Annotated in this window: 17 protein-coding genes; 5 read left to right on the top strand and 12 right to left on the bottom strand. The window is 68.4% G+C overall.

The window, feature by feature from the left end; all coding sequences use genetic code 11:
- Positions 1–13: 13 nt before the first annotated feature.
- The 3 genes from OCU_RS37505 to OCU_RS37495 are packed head-to-tail and all read right to left on the bottom strand — an operon-like array spanning position 14 to position 3,079.
- Entirely contained in the window at positions 14–1,090 is a 1,077-nt protein-coding gene (locus OCU_RS37505) for a prenyltransferase (protein ID WP_009954840.1), read from the bottom strand.
- Complete coding sequence (locus OCU_RS37500; protein ID WP_008256685.1) at positions 1,077–1,835, bottom strand: class I SAM-dependent methyltransferase; 759 nt, start codon at positions 1,833–1,835, stop codon at positions 1,077–1,079. Before OCU_RS37500 ends, OCU_RS37505 begins: the two co-directional genes overlap by 14 nt.
- Positions 1,829–3,079, bottom strand: coding sequence for a glycosyltransferase family 4 protein (locus tag OCU_RS37495; RefSeq protein WP_008256684.1), 1,251 nt, complete (start codon positions 3,077–3,079; stop codon positions 1,829–1,831). Before OCU_RS37495 ends, OCU_RS37500 begins: the two co-directional genes overlap by 7 nt.
- 290 nt (positions 3,080–3,369) lie before the next feature.
- Between OCU_RS37495 and OCU_RS37490 the strand changes: the two genes are divergently transcribed.
- Positions 3,370–4,167: a DUF1906 domain-containing protein gene (locus tag OCU_RS37490; RefSeq protein ID WP_014380139.1), complete on the top strand. Its 798-nt coding sequence runs from the start codon at positions 3,370–3,372 to the stop codon at positions 4,165–4,167.
- Positions 4,168–4,227: 60 nt separating this feature from the next.
- On the opposite strand, the gene katG is transcribed toward OCU_RS37490, so the two are convergent.
- The 3 genes from katG to OCU_RS37475 all read right to left on the bottom strand — a co-directional run bounded on the left by katG (position 4,228) and on the right by OCU_RS37475 (position 8,296).
- Complete coding sequence (katG, locus tag OCU_RS37485) at positions 4,228–6,468, bottom strand: catalase/peroxidase HPI (RefSeq protein ID WP_008256682.1); 2,241 nt, start codon at positions 6,466–6,468, stop codon at positions 4,228–4,230.
- Between the two features lie 50 nt (positions 6,469–6,518).
- Positions 6,519–6,959, bottom strand: coding sequence for a Fur family transcriptional regulator (locus OCU_RS37480; RefSeq protein ID WP_008256681.1), 441 nt, complete (start codon positions 6,957–6,959; stop codon positions 6,519–6,521).
- 110 nt (positions 6,960–7,069) lie between these two features.
- Positions 7,070–8,296 (bottom strand): L,D-transpeptidase, encoded by a 1,227-nt coding sequence (locus OCU_RS37475; protein WP_044059238.1) that lies wholly within the window; start codon positions 8,294–8,296, stop codon positions 7,070–7,072.
- 157 nt (positions 8,297–8,453) lie between these two features.
- Here OCU_RS37475 and OCU_RS37470 point away from each other — a divergent pair, with 157 nt between their 5' ends.
- Positions 8,454–9,206 carry a hypothetical protein gene (locus OCU_RS37470; RefSeq protein ID WP_014380135.1) on the top strand — a complete coding sequence of 251 codons (753 nt, stop codon included), beginning with the start codon at positions 8,454–8,456 and terminating at the stop codon, positions 9,204–9,206.
- 61 nt (positions 9,207–9,267) lie between these two features.
- Positions 9,268–10,755 carry an FAD-dependent oxidoreductase gene (locus OCU_RS37465; RefSeq protein WP_014380134.1) on the top strand — a complete coding sequence of 496 codons (1,488 nt, stop codon included), beginning with the start codon at positions 9,268–9,270 and terminating at the stop codon, positions 10,753–10,755.
- An 11-nt stretch (positions 10,756–10,766) separates the two neighbouring features.
- Here the strand turns inward: OCU_RS37465 and OCU_RS37460 are convergent, their stop codons facing one another.
- Both OCU_RS37460 and OCU_RS37455 read right to left on the bottom strand, forming a co-directional pair.
- The gene (locus tag OCU_RS37460) at positions 10,767–11,777 is read right to left on the bottom strand and encodes a class I SAM-dependent methyltransferase (protein ID WP_263650139.1); all 1,011 of its coding nucleotides are present in this window, start codon (positions 11,775–11,777) and stop codon (positions 10,767–10,769) included.
- Between the two features lie 91 nt (positions 11,778–11,868).
- Positions 11,869–13,050, bottom strand: a complete 1,182-nt coding sequence (locus tag OCU_RS37455) for a glycosyltransferase (RefSeq protein WP_014380132.1) — start codon at positions 13,048–13,050, stop codon at positions 11,869–11,871.
- A 462-nt stretch (positions 13,051–13,512) separates the two neighbouring features.
- On the opposite strand from OCU_RS37455, the gene OCU_RS37450 reads away from it, so the two are divergent.
- Together OCU_RS37450 and OCU_RS37445 are read left to right on the top strand one after the other, a co-directional pair.
- Positions 13,513–14,910 (top strand): PPE family protein, SVP subgroup, encoded by a 1,398-nt coding sequence (locus OCU_RS37450; protein ID WP_014380131.1) that lies wholly within the window; start codon positions 13,513–13,515, stop codon positions 14,908–14,910.
- 73 nt (positions 14,911–14,983) lie between these two features.
- Complete coding sequence (locus OCU_RS37445; protein WP_014380130.1) at positions 14,984–15,829, top strand: MOSC domain-containing protein; 846 nt, start codon at positions 14,984–14,986, stop codon at positions 15,827–15,829.
- Between the two features lie 8 nt (positions 15,830–15,837).
- On the opposite strand, the gene OCU_RS37440 is transcribed toward OCU_RS37445, so the two are convergent.
- From OCU_RS37440 to OCU_RS37430, 4 genes are all read right to left on the bottom strand, one after another.
- Positions 15,838–16,089 (bottom strand): hypothetical protein, encoded by a 252-nt coding sequence (locus OCU_RS37440; protein ID WP_008256642.1) that lies wholly within the window; start codon positions 16,087–16,089, stop codon positions 15,838–15,840.
- 96 nt (positions 16,090–16,185) lie between these two features.
- A complete protein-coding gene (locus OCU_RS51685; RefSeq protein WP_134770564.1) occupies positions 16,186–16,434 on the bottom strand; it encodes a DUF6480 family protein in 249 nt (82 codons plus the stop codon).
- Positions 16,409–17,644, bottom strand: a complete 1,236-nt coding sequence (locus tag OCU_RS37435; protein ID WP_014380129.1) for a zinc-dependent alcohol dehydrogenase — start codon at positions 17,642–17,644, stop codon at positions 16,409–16,411. Before OCU_RS37435 ends, OCU_RS51685 begins: the two co-directional genes overlap by 26 nt.
- 14 nt (positions 17,645–17,658) lie before the next feature.
- Complete coding sequence (locus OCU_RS37430) at positions 17,659–18,147, bottom strand: SRPBCC family protein (protein WP_009957174.1); 489 nt, start codon at positions 18,145–18,147, stop codon at positions 17,659–17,661.
- Positions 18,148–18,256 lie beyond the last annotated feature (109 nt).

The following is an 18,256-nucleotide window of genomic DNA, read 5'->3' as shown; positions in this document are numbered from 1 at the left end:
GGACAGTCTCCGGCTACCGGCCGGGCCCGGCTGCGACGCATTCGCAGTCGAAGTCGGTCTGCAGGCCCATCGGCAGCGCGTCGCCGTGGAAGATGCCCGCGCCGGCGGTCGCATCCGACAGGGCGTCCGCCGCCAGGATCATCGCGGCGCCGGTCCAGGTGGTGCGCTCCTCGGGCCACCGTTTCCCGTCCGCGAAAACCAGGCCCGTCCAATAGGATCCGTCGCTTTCGCGAAGGTGCTGCATGGCGGCGAACTGGCGGTGAGCCTCGGAGCGCTGGCCGAGGGCATCCAGCGCCATCACGAGCTCGCAGGTCTCGGCCCCGGTCACCCAGGGGCGATCGCCGACGCATCGGATGCCCAGACCGTCGACGACGAAGTCGTCCCAGCGCTGCTTGATGCGCGCGTCCGCCGCCGGCCCCCGCAAGGCACTGCCGAGGATGGGGTAGTACCAGTCCATCGAGTAGCGCTCTTTTTCGGTGAACGCCTCCGGATGGTCGGTGATGGCGTGGCCCAATCTGCCCACCGCCAATTCCCACTCGGGCTGCGGGTCCTCGACGAAGGCCGCCAGCGCGAGCGCGCAGCGGATGCTGTGATACACGCTGGAGCACCCGGTCAGCAAGGCTTCCGGTAGCAGACCGGCCTCGCTTCGCGCCCAAGCGATTCCACCGTTGCCGACCTGCATGTCGATGACGAAATCAATAGCCTTGCGCACCGCCGGCCACATGTCGGCCGCGAACGAGGCGTCGCCCGTGACCAGTACGTGGTGCCAGACACCGGCGGCGATGTAGGCGCAGAAGTTGCTGTCGCTGTTGGCGTCTTCGATCACGCCCGCCCGAAACTGGATGGGCCAGGAGCCGTCGGACCGCTGGGTGCGGCGGCTCCAGTCGAAGGCCGCCCGCGCGGGCTCCAGCAGTCCGGCGGTGGTGAGCGCCATCGCGCACTCCACGTGATCCCACGGGTCGGTGTGGCCGCCCTCGAACCAGGGGATGGCGCCCGAGGATTCCTGTGCGGCGGCAATCGACAGCGCGGTCTGTCGGCATTGTTCGGGAGTGAGCACCCCCGCGACCGCGGGCAGGTTAGACCGTTGCAACTGAATATCCCGCGCTCGGTTGGCTATCGGCGTCCTGCTGTTTGACGAAGTACATCGCCACGCTCTTGCCGACCAGCGGATTGAGCAGTGACTCGGCAAGCTGGGTGATCTTGGGTCGCTGCATCAGATCCCACACCAGAAGTTTGTGGTAGGCGGTCACGGCCCGGTGGTCGGTGTTCGAGACGCCCACAGCGCATTTCAGCCACCAGAAGGGCGAGTGCAGCGCATGCGCGTGATGGGTATGTGTCAGTTCCATTCCGCCATCGAGGATCTTGCCGCGCAATTCGTTGGCCCGGTAGATGCGCACGTGGCCGCCCTCGTTGGCGTGGTATTCGTCGGACAGCAACCAGCACAGGCGTTCGGGCAGCCAGCGCGGCACACTGACCGCCAGCGTGCCGCCGACTTTGAGCACCCTGATCAGTTCGGCGATGGCGATGTCGTCTTGCGGTATGTGCTCCAGAATCTCCGAGGCGATGACACAGTCGAATGTCTGATCGGCGTACGGCAACGTGAGCGCATCACCGACCACCACCTTCGCCGACGCTCCGGCGGGCGCCTCGCCGTTGTCGGCCATCGCGCGCAAAATGGTGTCGACCGACCGTAATTCGTCCTCGTCGCGGTCGAAGGCGACGACGTCGGCGCCGCGTCGATACGCTTCGAACGCGTGCCGGCCCGCGCCGCAACCCACGTCGATGACCTTGCTCGACGGCCCGATCCCGAGCCGGTCGAAATCGACTGTCAGCATGTCGCCTCGCCCCGCGCGGTACGGGCGATCGCCCGCTCGTAGACCCGGACGGTCTGGGCGGCGACGGCTTCCCAGCTGAACACGTCGACTGCGCGTGTTCGTCCCGCCCTGCCGAGGTTGCGGCGCTTTTCCGGAGAATCCAGGAGTTCGGCGAGCGCGTGGGTCAGTGCGTCCACGTCGGCGGGCGGCACCAGCTCGGCGCAAGCGCCGTCCGTCCCAAGGACTTCCGGCAGCGCGCCCACCCGGCTGGCGACGATCGGGGTGCCGCTGGCCATGGCTTCCACGGCCGGCAGCGAAAACCCTTCGTAGAGCGACGGAATGCACGCCACCTCCGCGGACGCGAACAACGCCGCGAGCTCGGCATCCGAGAGCCCGCTGGTGATGTGCACGATGTCGGAGATCCCGAGTTCGGCGATGAGCTTGTGGGTCGGGCCGTTGGGTTCGACCTTGGCGACGAGCCGTAACTCGAGATCACGGACGGTGCGCAGCCTGGCCACCGCCTGCAGCAGGGTACGGACGCCCTTGAGCGGGGTGTCGGCGCTGGCGATCGCGATGATGCGACCCGGTTCCCGCGGGCCGGAGCCCGGTTTGAACAGCTCGGTATTCACCCCGAGCGGCACCACGTGCAGCTGGTCCGGCGAGACGCCGAAGTCGCTGATGATGTCGGCGGCCGAGGACGACGAGACAGTCAACAGGTCGGGGATGTGGCGGGCGACCTCCTGCTGCATGTCCAAAAACCCATACCAGCGGCGCACCAACGGTTTTCGCCACCATCGCGCCGCGGCCAGATCCAGCACCCGATCGCGGGTGATCGGGTGGTGCACGGTGGCCACCACCGGCAGTCCCGCGCCCGCAATGGTGAGCAGCCCGGTGCCCAGGCTCTGGTTGTCGTGCACGACGTCGAAATCGGCTGCCCGCTCGGCCAATAACCGCGCGGCCCGCATCGTGAACGTCCGCGGTTCGGGAAAGCCCGCGGTCCACGTGGTCAGCAATTCCAAAAGGTCGATGGAGTCGCGAATTTCGCTCGGCCGCGGCACCCGGAAAGGGTCGGGTTCCCGATACAGATCAAGGCTCGGAACCTCGGTGAGCCGGACCCGAGGGTCGAGCAGGTCGGGATACGGCTGCCCGGAAAACACCTCGACGTCGTGACCGAGTTCCACCAGACCGTGGCTGAGATGGCGCACGTAGACGCCCTGTCCGCCGCAATGGGTCTTACTACGGTAGGACAGCAGGGCAATTCGCATACTCAACTCTTCTTTGCTGGAAAATGACCGCGGAAAGGCGCCGAATCCATCGCGGTCAACGGGCTCCCGAACTCCGTGACAGCAAACTGGACATGTGTCCAGACTATAGTTCGATCACCTAAGCGAGCGCAACGAGCCCGAAATCCTCCGTCTCGCGCGGAGACGGCCCCCGGGATGTCCGACACGCAAAGATCATGCCACTGGCGGAGGGCCGCCGGCTTTCCGGCCGGGGACCTGCCGGTGCTGACCGGCGAAAATGAGCGGCCCGCGGCCTTTGTTACCATCGCGCGGTGCGGGATTCGGCTGCACCGGCGGGACACGCGCCGCGATCTGTCTCCAGACGCGACGTCCTGAGGTACGCGTTCGCCCCGACCATCCTCGGCCTGGCGGCCGCGATGGCCGAGGGACCGACGGCGGCGGCCGCCGGACTGACGCTGATCGATTTCGCCGAGAAGAGGATCGCGCCGGACGAAATCAAGGCCGCGGGATACGGCGGCGTGGTCAATTACGTGTCGGAGTCGCGGCCTGGCGCGAACTTCGAGGCGAAGCCCATCACCCGCCCGTACGCGGACTCGCTGCGCGCGGCGGGCCTGCAGATCGTCAGCAACTTCCAGTACGGCAAGCCGGGTTGGCCCGACCCGTCGGACTGCACCCGCGGGCACGAGGGAGGCGTCGCCGACGCTCAAGCGGCGATGCGGCTGCACACCGCGGCCGGGGGACCGGACTCGGCGCCGATCTTCTTCAGCATCGACGACGACATCGACGAGAACACCTGGAATGGCGTTGCCGTCGACTGGTTTCGAGGGATCAACTCGGTGCTGGGCGTCGGCCGCACCGGCATCTACGGGCACGCCAGGGCGTGCGGCTGGGCGATCCGCGACGGCGTCATCGGGAACTCCAGCACGCCGGGGCACCGGTGGGCGTGGCAGACGCGGTCGTGGTCGCACGGGGAGCGCGAACCGGCGGCGGTGCTCTACCAGGCCGTCGTCAACAGCCCGTCGAACCCGGGCCCGCTGCTCGGCGGGATCAACGTGGACGTCGACGACGTCCTCGCGCCCGACTACGGACAATGGGATCTGGCGCGCTGATCCGAACGCACGACACCCCGCGAACCGGTGGCCCGCGGGGTGTCGCTCGCTATCCGACTGTTATTTAAGGTCGAACCGGTCGCTGTTCATGACCTTCACCCACGCCGCGACGAAGTCCTCCACGAACTTCCCGTGGGCGTCATCCTGGGCGTAGACCTCGACGAGGCCACGCAGCACCGAGTTGGAGCCGAAGACGAGGTCGTTCGCGGTCGCGGTCCACTTGAGCGCGCCGGAAGCCCGGTCGCGTCCCTCGTAGACGTTCTCGGCGGTCTCCGACGCCTTCCACTCGGTGCCCATGTCGAGCAGGTTGACGAAGAAGTCGTTGGTCAACGCGCCCGGCCTGTCGGTGAAGACCCCGTGCTTGCTGCTGCCGTGGTTGGCACCGAGGGCACGCAGACCGCCGACGAGCACCGTCATCTCCGGACCGGTCACGCCGAGCAGGTACGCCCGCTCGATCAGTAGCTGCTCGAGCGGCGCCTTCTCACCCGGCCGGATGTAGTTGCGGAATCCGTCGGCCCGCGGTTCGAGCACCGCGAACGACTCCACGTCGGTGCTCTCCTGCAAGGCGTCGGTGCGGCCCGGCGCGAAGTGCACCGAGATCTCGTAGCCGGCGTCCTTGGCCGCCTTCTCGACGGCCGCCGAGCCCGCCAGCACGATCAGGTCGGCCAGCGAGATCTTCTTGCCACCGGATGCCGAGGCGTTGAAGTCCTGCTGGATCTTTTCCAGCACCGGCAGCACCTTGTCGAGCTCGGAGGGCTCGTTGACCTCCCAGCTGCGCTGCGGCTGCAGGCGCAGCCGGCCACCGTTCGCTCCGCCGCGCTTGTCGGTGTTGCGATAGCTCGCCGCCGCCGACCAGGCCGTCTTGACCAACTGCGGGATGGACAACCCGGATTCGAGCACCTTCTTCTTCAGCGCCGCGACGTCGTTGTCGTCGACCAGCTCGTGGTCGACGGCAGGGACGGGGTCCTGCCACAGCTGCGGCTCGGCGACCCACGGGCCCAGGTAGCGGCTGATCGGGCCCATGTCGCGGTGCAACAGCTTGTACCACGCCTTGGCGAACGCGTCGGCCAGCTCCTCGGGGTGGTCCAACCAGCGCCGCGTGATGTCGGCGTAGATCGGGGACTCCCGCAACGAGATGTCGGTCACCAGCATCGTCGGGGCCCGCCCGGCACCGCCGAACGGGTCGGGGATCGTGCCCGCACCCGCGCCGTCCTTGGCGGTGAACTGCCACGCCCCGGCGGGGCTCTTGGTCAGCTCCCATTCGTAGCCGTACAGCGTCTCCAGGAAGCTGTTGTCCCACTTCGTCGGGGTGGGCGTCCAGACCACCTCGAGGCCGCTGGTGATCGCATCCTTGCCCGAACCGGTGCCGTACGAGCTCTTCCAGCCCAGCCCCTGCTGTTCGATCGGGGCGGCCTCCGGCTCGGGGCCCACCAGGTCGGCGTCACCGGCGCCGTGGGTCTTGCCGAAGCTGTGCCCGCCGACGATCAGCGCGGCGGTCTCCTCGTCGTTCATCGCCATCCGGCCGAACGTCTCGCGGATGTCGATCGCCGCGGCGATCGGGTCGGGCTTGCCCTCCGGGCCTTCGGGGTTGACGTAGATCAGGCCCATGGTCGTCGCGCCGTAGGGCTGCGCGAGCTCGCGCTCACCCGAGTAGCGCTTGTCGGTGCCCAGCCATTCCTCCTCTTCTCCCCAGAGGATCTCTTCGGGCTCCCAGACGTCCTCGCGGCCGAAGCCGAAGCCAAAGGTCTTGAAGCCCATCGACTCCAGGGCCACGTTGCCCGCGTAGGTGATCAGGTCGGCCCAGGAGATCTTGTTGCCGTACTTCTTCTTGATCGGCCACAGCAGCCGCCGGGCCTTGTCCAGGCTCGCGTTGTCCGGCCAGCTGTTCAGCGGGGCGAAGCGCTGCATGCCCTGGCCGGCGCCGCCGCGGCCGTCGTGGATGCGGTAGGTGCCCGCGGCGTGCCAGCTCATCCGGATGAACAGGCCGCCGTAGTGGCCATAGTCGGCCGGCCACCAGTCCTGCGACGTGGTCATCAGCGAGATCATGTCGGCCTTGAGCGCCTCGACGTCGAGCTTGGCGAACTCCGCGGCGTAATCGAAGTCGTCGCCGAGCGGGTTGGACAGCGGCGAGTGCGGGTGCAGCGACGAGACGTCGACCTGGTCGGGCCACCAGTCCCGGTTGGTCAGCGGGGCATGCGCCTTCGGCTTGGGTGAAGGGATTGCTGGGTTTTCGCTTTCGCTCTTGCTAGCCGTCCCGCTGTCTGGTTGGGGTGGGCGGCTACTGGTTGTATCAGATGACACAGCATTCCTTTCGAGGGTGGGTGAATCGGGCTGCGATCACGGGCTGTGATCTAGGAGCCTGCAGTCGAGCAATCGGCGCACAGGCCCCAGTAGATGACTTCGGCCTCGTCGAGAACGAAGCCATCAAGAACGTTGTCGTCGTCCGACGGTGTCAGGCACGGTGCCTCGCCGACGGCGCAGTCGACGTCGCCGATGGTCCCGCAGGACCGGCAGACGACGTGGTGGTGGTTGTCGCCGACCCGCGACTCGTAGCGCGCGACCATGCCCAACGGCTGGATGCGCCGGACCAGGCCGACCGCGGTCAGCGCGTTGAGGACGTCGTACACCGCCTGTCGGGACACATCCGGCAGGCCCACCCGGACCGCCGAGAAGATCGTCTCGGTGTCGGCGTGCGGATTCGCGTCTACGACCTCCAGCACGGCAACCCTGGGGCGGGTGACCCGCAGATCGGCCATCCGCAACCTGTCCGCGTAATCGGCCGTCGATGACACCGCACCAATATGACGCACTTATCTGGAACGAGTCAAGAGTTTCCTGTGAAGTGGGGCACAATTCGGGTAACGAATGGGCTGCGTCACGTCTGGATCACGTCGCGCGAATGTCAGGTGGGCTTGAGCGCGCTGCCTTCGCGCCACTGGTCCCAGCTCAGCGTCCAGTCGCCGTTCTGCTCCAGCGCCAGCGGCGGCCCGCCACTGTTGCGGACCTCGACCACGTCGCCGGGCACCGAAAAGTCGTAGAACCATTTCGCGTTGTCGGCGTTGAGGTTCAAGCACCCGTGCGAGGTGTCGCGGTGCCCCTGGGCCCACACCGTCGCTTCGAGCTCGTGCAGGTAGATGCCGTCGGTGCTGATCTTGGTGGCGTAGTTGATGGTTTCGCGATACCCGAGCCGGGAGTTCTTGGGCAACCCGAAGGTCGAGGAGTCCATGACGACCGGATTGCCCTTGTCGAGCACGGTGTACACGCCCGGCGGGGTCCACAGCGAGATCTTGCGGCCGCCGACATCTTCGGTGCCGCCCATTCCCATGCTGGTGGGCATCGTGCGCACGAGCGCTCCGTTGTTGAAGACGCTGATCTGTTTGGTGGCGTCGTCGGCGATGGAGACGTGCGCATCCCCGATCCGGAACGAGACCCGACTGTCGTCTTGCCCGAATAGCCCGTCGCCCAAAGCGATTCCGTAGATTTGCGCCTCGGCCGTGATCTGCGTGCCCGGGGCGTAGTAGTGCTCCGGGCGCCAGTGCGCGTTCTGGCCGTCGACCCAGAACCATGAGCCCTCGACCTTCGGGGTGGTGGTCACGGCCAGGTGTCGCTCGGCGGCCACCCGGTCGGCGATCTGCTCGTCGAAGTGCGCGACGATGACCGTTCCGACGCCGTAGGTGCCCCCGTCGCGCAGCGGCGCCTCCGCGGTGGTGGTGAACGACACCTTGGTCTGGTTGGACGGTCGCAACGTCGTGAACGTCGAGACTTGTTTGGCCGCAACACCGTTGGTGCCGCGACTGGTGACCGTCAGTGTGTAGGTGCGCCCGTAGCCCAACGGGACGGTGGGCTTCCACACCAGGTTGTCCGGGGTCATGACGCCCTGGACCGACGTACCGGCCTCGTTGACCATGTCGACCCCGGCCAGGGTGCCCACCTCGGCCTTGACCATCACGGGAGCGACGGGGTCGACGTCGTGTGCGTCGGGGGCGGGGGTGAACGTCACGTGCGCGGGCCCGGGCGTCGTCGCCGCGGTTTCGGAGTGATGATCCCGCGATGCGATCTGGATCGCGCCGACCACGCCGACAACGACGAACACGACCAGCAGGAGCCGGCGGGGCCAAGGGAATGTCATGGTGTGCACCTGATAACCCGCGACGCCCTGCCCGTAAACGTGCAGGTGTCCTGGGCCGAACGCGCATTCGGGCGAGAAGATCGCCGGACCTCGCCGTGGGTACACGCCCGGCGCAAAGAATCATGCCGACGCCCGGCCCGCGAGAGATCATGGCTTCATGGCCGACGAGGAACTCGACGATCTTTATGGCGTGCCGCCCAAGGAGTTCACCGCCGAACGCGCCCGGCTGACGGCCGCGGCCAGGAAGCGCGGTGACGACGCCGCCGCCGAACGCATTTCGGCGGCCACCAAGCCGACGACGGCGGCGTGGATCGTCAACCGGCTGGCCCTGCGGCGCAAGGACACCCGCGAGCGCCTGGCCGACCTCGGTGAGCGGTTGCGGGCGGCGCACGCCGCGATGGACGGCGCGCGCATCCGCGACCTGTCGGTCGAGCAACACAAGCTCATCGACGAACTCACTCGCGACGCGCTGCGGGCCGCCGAGGTGAAGCAGCCGTCGGCGTCCGTGCGCGAGGATTTGACCAGCACCCTGCAAGCCGCCGTCGCCGACCCGCAGGTGAGGGCGCGGCTGGGCCGACTGACGCGGCCCGAACAGTGGTCGGGTTTCGGCGCCCTCGGGGAGGCGGCGCCGGAATCGGCGCCCGAGAAACCCCATCGCGGGCGCGTCGAGAAGCTCCGCGCGGCGGTCGCCGAAGCCGAGCGGGCCAAAGCCGAAGCCGACGACCGGTTGTCCGAGCGGGAAGCCCAACGCGACGAGGCCCGGCGCCGCCGCGACGAGGCGGCGCGGGCGCTGCGGGCGGCCGAGCGCGAACTCGGTAGCGCCGAACACAATTACGAGCGGGCCGAGGAAGCCAGCCGAGCCGCCGCCGACTCGCTTGCGGAGGCGAAAGCCCGGCTGAAGCGGGCGTGAACCCGCGCGGCGTTTCTTCGTGCCGGGTTGGGGTATCAGCACAGCCGTGACTTCTTTGTGGATGACCGACCGAACCGAACGCCCGTGGGCGGCAAGCCCGCTTGACCGGGGCCCCGCATCCGCCGATGTCATCGTCGTGGGCGCCGGCATCACCGGGCTGATGACGGCGGTTCTGCTCGCCCGCGCGGGCAAGGACGTGCTGGTGCTGGAGGCGCGCACGGTGGGTGCCTGCGCGACCGGGAACACGACCGCCAAAATCAGCCTGCTGCAAGGCAGTCAGCTCTCGAAGGTACTGCCGCGGCACGGCAGGGACGTGGCCCGGGCCTACGTCGACGGCAATCGCGAGGGACAGGAATGGGTGCTGGGCCACTGCGAGGCGCACGGGGTGGCGGTGCAGCGCGAGGACGCCTACACCTACGCCCAGTCGGCCCGCGGCGTGCCGTCGGCGCGCGCCGAACTCAAGGCGTGTCAGGCGGCCGGCCTGCCGGCGGTGTGGGAAGACGATGCCGACGTGCCGTTCGACTACCACGGCGGCGTGCGGCTGCCCGACCAGGCCCAGTTCGATCCGATGCCCTTCCTCGACTCGTTGGCCGTCGAGTTGCTCAACCGGGGTGGGCGGCTGGTCGAGGGCACCCGGGTGCGACGAGTCTCCACGCGCGGCAAGGGCGTGCGCGTGCACGTCAACGACGCCGCCCAGCAGGACGTCGAACTTCAGGCCGGCCAGCTGGTGCTCGCCACCGGGATCCCGATCCTGGATCGCGGCGGCTACTTCGCGCGGGTCAAGCCCAGCCGGTCCTACTGCCTGGCCTTCAAGGTTCCCGGCAACATCACCCGGCCGATGATGATCACCACCGATTCGCCGACACGTTCGGTGCGCTACGCGCCGGTCGCGGATGGCGAAAGGCTGATCGTCGGTGGGGCGGGCCACACCGTCGGCCGCGAGAAGAGCCCGTCCGAAGCGCTCGATGAGCTGGCGACGTGGACGCGCAAGCACTTTCCGGGGGCCGTGCAGACCCATTTCTGGTCCGCGCAGGACTACACGCCGATCGACCACCTGCCGTATGTGGGCCCCATCCTGCCGAACAATGAAAACATCTTTGTTGCAACGGGTTTCAACAAGTGGGGCATGACCAATGGCGCCGCGGCGGCCTTGGCGCTGTCGAGCCGGATGCTGGGTGGGCGGATGGATTGGGCGCGCGCGTTCGCCAGCTGGAGTCCGCACGAGCTGACCGGCCTGGGGACGGCGCTGCAGGCCAACCTCGAGGTCGGCTTCAATTTGACCAAGGGCTGGATCACCCCGGCGGCACGCATCGGCCGTCGCAGCCCCGACGGGGAGGGCGGCGTGGTGAGCGGCCCGCCGTGGCACCTCGAGGCCCGCTGCCGCGTCGACGGCACCGAGCACCGCGTCTCACCGGTGTGCCCGCACCTCGGCGGGATCGTGAATTGGAACGACGCCGACAAGGCGTGGGAATGCCCGCTGCACGGGTCGCGCTTCGCGCCCGACGGCACCTTGTTGGAGGGGCCGGCGACGCGCGATCTGACCGCGTAGACCGCCTGAGCTCAGCCCGCCTTCTCAAAGACGAGCCAGCGCAGCTCGATCGGGGAGTCGTCTCGCTCGACGTCGAACACGTCGATGCCGGTGGCCCACCCCTCGAACCACGCCGTGGGCGGCCACGCCTCGGCGGGCAACCGCGCCTTCTCGTACTCGTAGGCGGAGTCGTCGGCGACGGGCTCGAGCGGCAGGCCCACCGCCGCGCCCTTCACCTCTTCCCGGGTGAAGATCATGCTGTTGCACTGTTGGCCGAGTTGCACCGCGGCGTCGTCGGGCACGTAGCCGTCGCGGGCCAGGAAGGTGTTGAAGACCAGGCGCCCGCCGGGGGCCAGACATTCGGCGGCGAGTTCGAACATCCCGCGCAACTCGTGCGGAGTCCGGAAATCGGGCACCACCTCCGAGAGCACCATCAGGTGGTACCGGGCGTGCGCACCCTCCATGGCGGTGAACACGTCGCTTTGGATGACGTTCACGCGCAGCGCTTCGCGGCCGGCTTCCGCGCGGATGACGTCGGCGAACTTCGCCGTCATCTCCACCGCATCGACCTGGTGGCCGCGGCGGGCCAGAGCCAGGGCGTTGCGTCCGGTTCCCGCGCCGACGTCGAGCACCCGAAAGGCGGCGGGATCGGCCGCCTGCGCGGCGAGGTCCAGCACGCGCGCGTCCGGTTCGGTGCCGAACAGCGGCGGCGGGCGCACGGCGACCCACTGCTCGTAGTCGGCCTCGATCGTCCGCGCGTCGGCCTGGACGCGGAAGTTCACACCGGCCGACCCGAACGGGGAGTGGTACGAGATGACCACGTCGGACCGCGGGGATGCCTTGAACGCCTTCGCCAACTCGGTTTCCAGCGCGGCCCGCAGCTGCGCGGACTGTTCGGGGGTGTACCAGACACCCAGCGTGGCGCACACGTTGGCGCACAATTGCACGTACTCGTCGATCAGGCCCGGCACCGCCGGCACCCGGAGCTGGCCCTCGGCCGACGATCGCCGATACATCCGCCGGATGAGCGCCTCGCGCAGCATCGACGGGTCGAATGATCCCTCCGGCGGTTCGTGCACCAGAACCTTCTACACGACCGATCGGCTTTGCACCACCGCCAAGCCGGTGCGCCTATCAGTCCCGCCGCGCCGTGCGGGCAGCGTCTTCGAGGAGATCGGCGGCGCGGGCAACGCTGTGGGCGGGCTCGGTCACTTGGGTGGCGACCTCGCGCGCCCGTTTGAGGTAGCGGGCATCCAGGACCGAGCGCAGGTCTGCGACCAGTGAGTCCAACGTGGACGCCGAGAACGCCCGCGCCACGCCGACTTCCAACGCGCTGACGGCCTCGGCCCACATCGGCTGATCGAGCCAGAGCCACAGAATCAGCATGGGCACTCCGGCCCGCAGGCCCGCGGCGGTGGTGCCGGCCCCGCCGTGGTGCGCGATCGCGCGGCAGGCCGGAAACACGGCGGCGTGATTCACCTCCGTCACGATCTTGACGTGATCTTCCGGCGGGAGGCCGGTGAAATCGTTTGGGCCGCTACAGATCAACGCCCGCTCGCCCAACCGGGCGCAGGCCGCGCTGATGACGGCGACCGTCTCGGCGGGAAAGGTGACGGGGGTGCTGCCGAACCCGAAGTAGATGGGCGGCGTCCCCGTGGCGATCCAGGACAACACTTCGTCGTCGGCCTCGCCCGGCATGCCCAGCGTCAGCGAACCGACGAAGGGCCGTCGGTACTGCGGGGTTGCCCATTGCTTTGCCAGCTCGGGCACGCACAACGCGTCATAGGCCTGAATCTCCAGCGTCGGCCCCGTGGACGCCACGGCCTGCGCGGGCAAACCGAGCGCTTGGCGTTGCGCGTTCTCGGCCGCGCTGGTGACCTGGGACTGCAACCAGCCGAGTTCCAGGGCGGCCGCCGGGAAGAAGTGCAGCGCGGCCAGCGGAATGCCGAAGCGCTCGGCGACGTTGGCGGCGAGCCTTTGCTCGTTCATCCCGGCCACCAGCAGGCCGGCATCGGTCGCCAGGCGGGCCAGCGTCTCGCTCTTTGCGGCCCAGATGTTGGTGACGCGCTCCATGAGGTGCGGCAAGGCGCTGATCGGATCCTGCACGTTGCGGATGAAGTCGGTGGCGGTGTCGAGCTGCTCGCGGCTGTCGGGCCCGTAGGCGACCGCGGCAAGCCCGGCCGATTCGGCCAAGGCGAGCTTGTCGGGCGGCACCGCGATCACGACGTCGTGGCCCCGGCGTTGCAGCTCCCGCGCGACGGCGGCACAGGGTTCGACGTCGCCGCGGCTGCCGTAGGCGGCCAGCACACATTTCATTAACGGACCTCACTCGCGGTGGTGCCACAAATCCAAGCAGAGCCGGCGGCGCCCAACCTTCTGGGCGCGAGAAGCCCAACCTGACCACGCCTTTTGTCGGTGCCGGCGGACGCCCCCGTGCCCGAATCGATGCGGCGACGCCCTTGCAGCCCCACCGACCACGCGCCGAAACGATTTGCGCGGCGCGCGCCAAACCCTTGTGAGTTTCCTGTGTCATGTGCCGGTAACCTATCGTTAACCCATCGCAACAATTTCGCTGTATTCGTTAACGTTGGGCCACACTTGCGAAGGTGTGAGACCGATCCCTCAGCAGTCGGGACGGTCTCGTTAGGTCGCCTTCCTTCGCGGTACCGGCGCTGCCCGAAGGAATGCGATTTGTTTGCTGTTCGGCTGGCTACCCCCATACGACGCGCACCGGAGCCGTCGGCGCCCTCGCGGCCATGAAAGCGATCGGAGGAGAACGTGGACTTCGCAGTACTACCGCCGGAGGTCAACTCCGCGCGGATGTACGCCGGTCCGGGGTCGGGACCCATGCTGGCCGCCGCCATGGCCTGGGACGAATTGGCCGCCGCGCTGCAGTCGACGGCGGACTCGTACCAGGCGGAGATCACCGCCCTCACCTCCGGCCCGTGGGTCGGCCCGTCGGCTGCCGCCATGACCGCGGCGATCACCCCTTATCTCGAGTGGATGCGGACCACCGGCGCCCAGGCCGAAGAAGCCGCCACCCAGGCCCGGGCCGCGGCCTTCGCCTACGAGACGGCCTTCGCCGAGACGGTGCCGCCCCCGGTGATCACTGCGAACCGCACCCTGCTGGCGTCCCTCGTCGCGACGAACTTCCTCGGCCAGAACACGCCGGCGATCGCCACGACCGAGACCGAGTATGCGGAGATGTGGGCGCGCGATACCGCGGCGATGTTCGGCTACGCGGGTTCCACGGCGTCGGCGACCAGGCTGACACCGTTTGCCGAGCCCGATCAGACCACCAACTCCGGCGCCGACCAATCCGGAGCCGTGGCCCAGGCCACCGGCACGGCCGCCGGGAGCACACGCAATGCCGTTACGCAGCAATCACTCTCGGCGGTGCCCAACATGCTGAGCCGAGCGTCCCTGGCACCGAACGCCTTGGCCGCCGACCCGTCGCCGGTGGAAGCCCTGGACGTGGGTGCCGATCTCATCACGTATTTTCTGGACGCACCCGGCAGCTTGGTCACGTTTTTCGTCGACGCACCCGCGGCTACGATTGCCCTTCCCTACGACATCGCCGGTGCCCTGACCGGTTTCCACACCGATGACATCGTCAGCGGCTGGGCCGGGGTGCAGTCGTTCCCGGGGACGGGCGCGGTGCCGCCATCGCCATTCCCCGTCATCACTAACCCGGCCGGTGGATTCGGAACTCTCGCGTCAGCGGGGCTGGGGGAGGCCAACACCGTCGGCGGCCTATCGGTACCGCCCGGGTGGACAGCCGCCGCCCCGGCGATCAGACCGGCCGCGCTGGCGCTGCCGGCGACCAGCGTCGGCGCCGCCGCGGAAGCCGCGGCCGCGGCCGCCCCCAGCGGCACCGGGAGCCTGTTCGGCGAGATGGCGGTGGCGAGCATGGCCGGGCGCGCGATGGCCGGCACGAGCGCGTTGGGTCGCGAGCGAAGCCGGGCCGAGACGGCGAAATCCCCGCGCGACCCGAACAAGCGCGACCCGAACAAGAAGGACAAGGCGGACGAGTCCGCAACGACCCCGCAGGTGTCGGCGGGCGGACCGATCACGAGCATCGCCGCCGAGCTGCGCGAGCTGGCATCGCTGCGCGACGCCGGAATCCTCACGCAGCAGGAATTCGAGGAGCAGAAGAAGCGGCTGCTCCCCGGCTGACCCAGCGGTTCCGTTGCCGCCGTTGTGAGAAGTGGTGACGCCCTGCGATTTGGGGCACAGTGTGAAGGTGCCTATGGACACGTCGTCGACCGGCAACGGCCCCGGTGCCGTGCAGATGCGCGTGGAGGCGCTGCTTCGCTACCCGGTGAAGTCGATGCTCGGCGAAACGGTGGATGCCCTGGCGGTCGACGAGCGCGGCGCCGAGGGCGACCGGCGGCTCGCACTCGTGGACGGCGAGACCGGCCATGTGGCCAGCGCCAAGAATCCGCGGCTCTGGCGGGACCTCTTGACGTGCACCGCCCACGCGGGCGCCGACGGCGTGAGCATCAGGCTGCCCGACGGGACGGACGTGGCCTTCGACGACCCCGGTGTCGACGAGCTGATCTCCCGATTGACCGGACGACGGGTCCAACTCGTGGCCCAGCGGCCCGAGGGGGCCACGCTGGTTCGCCCCGATCCGGAGCAACTGCTCGAACTCGGTCTCGACGCCGAGGTCGACGGCCGTATTCTGCGGATCGCCCAGGCCACCCCGGGGGACTCGTTCACCGACGAAGCCCCGCTGCACGCCATCACCACGGCGACCCTCGAGCACATCGGGGTGGAGGCCCTGCGGTACCGGCCGAATCTGGTGATCGCGACACCACCGGACTATCCGCCGTACGTCGAAAACGATTGGGTCGGAAGCGATATCACCGTCGGTGAGGCGCGGCTGCGGGTGCTGACCGCCACGTCACGGTGCGTGGTTCCCACGCTCGAACACGGCCCCCTGCCGCGTGCCCCGCAAGCGCTTCGCATCCCCGCGAAGGAAAACCGGTTGAACACGGGCGGTCACGGGGCGCAGGCCTGCGCGGGGGCCTACCTCTCCGTGGTGACCAAAGGCGTTATCCGCGTGGGTGATCCGGTCGACATCCGGCCGTAGCCGTGGCATCAGCCGCCCAGATTGCGCACCGCCGTGTCGAGGTCTTCGGCCTGCTCGGCCAGCTCACGGTCGGATAGCTCCGCGCGCCCGATGCGCTGCACCAATTCCTGGCGGGTGGCGACCTGCAGGGCGCCTCGATATTCGGCAGAGTTCAGGTCCTCCGGCGTGACGACCGCGGCGCGCCCCTCGACAACCACGAGTGCGGCGTCCTGCTCTTGGCTGGCGAGTAGCCGCCGAACGTCGTCGGCCCCGATGGTCATGAGCCGTCCAGCTGTGACAAACCGTCGATCATGCATGTGGCTATGCCCACTCCGGGGCCGAGGTAATCAGAAAATGTCGTCATCGTTTCCGACCCGCTAGCCTGTCGCCCCAACCATTTTCATCACCAGCAGCACCGCTACCGCGATGAACGCCACGACGAAGATGCCGACGGCGATCACTGTGAGCACCGAGCTGGGCGTGAATCGCCGGGTGTTCGGCGGTTGCGGCTCGGACACACCGGATGTTTGGGGCGCGGCCGGGGGAGTAGCGCCCGGTGCGGTTCCTCCTCCCGGCTCGAGTCCGGGGGTTCGTGCGGGGTCAGGATCGGGAGGTTGCGCGGTCATGGTGGACAGCGCCCCTTTCGCCGCCGGTGATGGTCGATACGCCCGGCCGCATCGCGACCCGGATGCACTTGTCTTTTTTGTTTTTGAACAAGTCGTAGGCCCGCACGCCCTCCTCGAGCGGCACGTCGTGGGTGATCAGTTTCGCCGGGTCCAGGTCGCCCTGCTCGACGTAATCGAAAAGCCGGGTTATGTAGCGTTGTCCGTGTTGCTGCGCCGTCTTCAGCGTCAGGCCTTTGTTGGTCAGGACACCCGTCGGGAATTTGTCGGTCAGCCCGTACACCCCGAGCACCGACACGACTCCGCCCTTGCGGCAGGCCAGGATCGCCTGGCGCAGCGCGGTGGCGCGGTCGGTCTCCATGCGCAGCAGTTGCTTGGCCCGGTCGTAGAGTTGCTGCACGCCGGTGCCGTGACCTTCCATGCCGACGGCGTCGATGCACGCATCGGGGCCGCGGCCGCCGGTCATCTCCCGAAGCGTCTCGTGCACGCTGTCGACCGCGGTATAGTCGATCGTTTCCAAGCCAAAGGCGTTGCGCGCCAGGGCCAGCCGCTCCGGTATGCGGTCGATGACGATGGCCCGCTCGGCGCCCAACAGCAGCGCGCTCCGGGCCGCCATCAAGCCCACCCCGCCGGCTCCCCAGACCGCGACCGTGTCGCCACCGGCGATGTCACAGAAATCGGCGCCCATGAAACCCGTCGGCACCGCGTCGGACAAGAACAGCGCCTGCTCGTCGGCGATGTCACCGGGAATCACGAAGCAATTCGCGTCGGCGAACGGCACCCGGACGTATTGGGCGTGGGATCCGGCGTAGCCCCCGAACGGATGGGTGTATCCGTAGATGCCGCCGGAGGGATAGCCCAGCAACGGCTGCTGCAGCTCGGCGTTGGGATTGGTGGTGTCGCAACACGAATACAACTCGTGATCGCAATACCAGCAGCGGTTGCAGGCGATGAACGACGGGACCACCACACGGTCGCCCACCTTGGTGTCGCGCACCTCGCGGCCCGTTTCCGCCACCATGCCCATGAATTCGTGGCCGAAGATGTCGCCGGCCCGCATGCCCGGCAGGTAGCCGTCGATGAAGTGCAGATCCGATCCGCAGGTCGTGGTGAGGCGGACTTCGACGATCGCGTCGTGCGGATTCAGGATCTTCGGGTCATCGACCGTCTCCACCGAGAGATCGTTGACCCCGTTCCAGCACAGTGCTCGCATGTTGGGCCTTTCGCTTAGCGCGCGGACTCGCGTGCGCTGGGGTTGGACTGGATGGTCGGCACCTCGCCGGTCTGCATCAAGGCGCGCAGCCGGTAGAGGACCTTGAAGGCCGCCGCGCCGGACAGCAACGCGGGCGCGGGCGCCTGGACGCACAGCGTGACCTCGGTGCCCAGCTCGCGCGGGGCGGGCCGGTAGTTGACGACGATCTGGTTCCCGTTGCCGACGAAGCGGATTCCGCCGGATTCCTCGACCAGCGTGGAATCCCAGGTCACGTCAGGCGCCGCGGATGACCGCCAGCGATAGCGATTCCGTCCGTCGGATTCGACGTCGGCGATGTCGCCGAGCACCACCGACAACTGGTCGGGGTCGCGCCAGAAACGCTCGATCCGTTCGACGGGGCACGCGATCGTGACCGTTTGCGCCTTGGCGCGTCGCGGCACCTTGTCGATCACCCTGTTCACCGCGCCCAACACTTGGTTTTTCGCGAAGCCGAGATAACTCACCGCGCGCTCCCTCCGTCGGGGCATTGCGGTACCCGCCCACGGGCCGCCCAAACCGACCGCGGGCGCGGGCCCGGTGACGCGAAGGGGTCCCTACAGCGGATCGCCGTCC

Origin of the sequence: Mycobacterium intracellulare ATCC 13950, from assembly GCF_000277125.1 — a bacterium.
In the GTDB taxonomy this organism is placed as follows: domain Bacteria; phylum Actinomycetota; class Actinomycetes; order Mycobacteriales; family Mycobacteriaceae; genus Mycobacterium; species Mycobacterium intracellulare.
The sequence above is the reverse complement of the archived record's forward strand: the minus strand, read 5'-3'. Positions and strand labels throughout refer to the sequence as shown.

Coding starts and splice junctions, on each gene's coding strand:
- OCU_RS37500 (WP_008256685.1), bottom strand. CDS start 1,835: ATGCTGACAGTCGATTTCGACCGGCTCGGGATCGGGCCGTCGAGCAAG.
- OCU_RS37495 (WP_008256684.1), bottom strand. CDS start 3,079: ATGCGAATTGCCCTGCTGTCCTACCGTAGTAAGACCCATTGCGGCGGA.
- OCU_RS37475 (WP_044059238.1), bottom strand. CDS start 8,296: ATGACATTCCCTTGGCCCCGCCGGCTCCTGCTGGTCGTGTTCGTCGTT.
- OCU_RS37470 (WP_014380135.1), top strand. CDS start 8,454: ATGGCCGACGAGGAACTCGACGATCTTTATGGCGTGCCGCCCAAGGAG.
- OCU_RS37465 (WP_014380134.1), top strand. CDS start 9,268: ATGACCGACCGAACCGAACGCCCGTGGGCGGCAAGCCCGCTTGACCGG.
- OCU_RS37460 (WP_263650139.1), bottom strand. CDS start 11,777: ATGCTGCGCGAGGCGCTCATCCGGCGGATGTATCGGCGATCGTCGGCC.
- OCU_RS37455 (WP_014380132.1), bottom strand. CDS start 13,050: ATGAAATGTGTGCTGGCCGCCTACGGCAGCCGCGGCGACGTCGAACCC.
- OCU_RS37445 (WP_014380130.1), top strand. CDS start 14,984: ATGGACACGTCGTCGACCGGCAACGGCCCCGGTGCCGTGCAGATGCGC.
- OCU_RS37440 (WP_008256642.1), bottom strand. CDS start 16,089: ATGACCATCGGGGCCGACGACGTTCGGCGGCTACTCGCCAGCCAAGAG.
- OCU_RS51685 (WP_134770564.1), bottom strand. CDS start 16,434: ATGACCGCGCAACCTCCCGATCCTGACCCCGCACGAACCCCCGGACTC.
- OCU_RS37435 (WP_014380129.1), bottom strand. CDS start 17,644: ATGCGAGCACTGTGCTGGAACGGGGTCAACGATCTCTCGGTGGAGACG.